The organism is Enterorhabdus sp. P55, from assembly GCF_009911695.1.
GTDB lineage: Bacteria > Actinomycetota > Coriobacteriia > Coriobacteriales > Eggerthellaceae > Enterorhabdus.
On record NZ_QWKK01000243.1, the window covers coordinates 1 to 1076 of the forward strand.

A 1076-nucleotide genomic window follows, 5' to 3' on the forward strand; every position below is an offset into this window, starting at 1 on the left:
CCGCGCGGCCCGGCCCACGCGCCGGCCGGGTCCCTCCCGGGGCGCCTTCCCGGTCAGCGCGGCGTCGCGTAGGGCGCAGGTGGGGTTGGGCGCGCGAGCGGCCTGGCTCTTGTTCGGCTCGCCGAGTATGCGACGTGCCAACGGCGGTGCCGAGGCGAGCCTCGTGCCGGCGGGGCTGCGCGGTGAGCGCTGGCGCGCCCGGCGCGCGGCCACGCCCGTCTTCGCCGTGGATCGACGGGGGAGGGGCGCTGCCGAGCGCCTGCCGCGCGTGTGGGTGAGCGAGCCGGCTTTCGACGCCCGGACGGGCGCGCGGGTGGGCCGTGAGCTTGTCGGATCCTATCCCAACGACCGCGACCACGGCGGCACGGCGGCCCGCGCGCTCGCCGACGCCTACTTCGGCGAGGCGCTTGCCCTCTCCGCATCCGAGGACGCGGCCCTGCGGGTTGAGTGCTTTCGCGCTGCCGAGCTGCTCTACCTGCATGCCGCTGAGCGCGGGAACGCGGGCGCCTGGGTGCGGCTGGGGGTTATCTACCGCGATGACCTGGGGCAGGGCCGCTACTGGCAGACGCGCCTGGAGGAGCGCGCCCTCCATACGGCGCCCCGCCCGCTCGCGGCGCGCGCGGCCTCGTGCTTCCGGCGCGGGGCCGAGGCGGGCGATGCGGAGGCCTGCTGGGCCCTGGGGGATCTGGTGGCCGACGGCGTGGGGCAGGTGGCTGATCCCGAGCGCGGCCTGGCCTGGTATCGCCGTGCCCTCGTCGTTGCCGAGCGTGCGGGCGATGACGCGGCCCTCGGTAACGCGGCCCTGCGCCTGGCCCGCGCCTTCGAGGGAGCGCGTGGCTGCGCCCATTCCTTCGAGGAGGCGCTCGCGTGGTACGAGCGTGCATCCGAGGCGCTTGCGCGGGCCGAGGAGGCGGGCGGGTGGTTCTTCAAGCGCCCCCTGCGCGAGGCGCGTGTCGGCGCGCGCCGCATGGCGCAGGAGATCCACGGCGGGTACTAGGGCGCGGCGGGGCGAGGGCCGCGCGGCCCGCCGCGCTCGCGCGCTCCGCCGGAGCCCCCTGCGCCCGGCTGACCCTGCG

1 protein-coding gene is annotated in these 1076 nt (G+C 77.6%); it reads left to right on the plus strand.

Annotated elements, in window-relative coordinates; all coding sequences use genetic code 11:
* Window positions 1–127 precede the first annotated feature (127 nt).
* Complete coding sequence (locus D1643_RS11070) at window positions 128–997, plus strand: tetratricopeptide repeat protein (RefSeq protein WP_160710652.1); 870 nt, start codon at window positions 128–130, stop codon at window positions 995–997.
* The last annotated feature ends 79 nt before the right edge of the window (window positions 998–1076 follow it).

Excerpts from the sequence above, each read along its gene's own strand:
- D1643_RS11070 (WP_160710652.1), top strand. The coding sequence starts at position 128 with ATGCGACGTGCCAACGGCGGTGCCGAGGCGAGCCTCGTGCCGGCGGGG.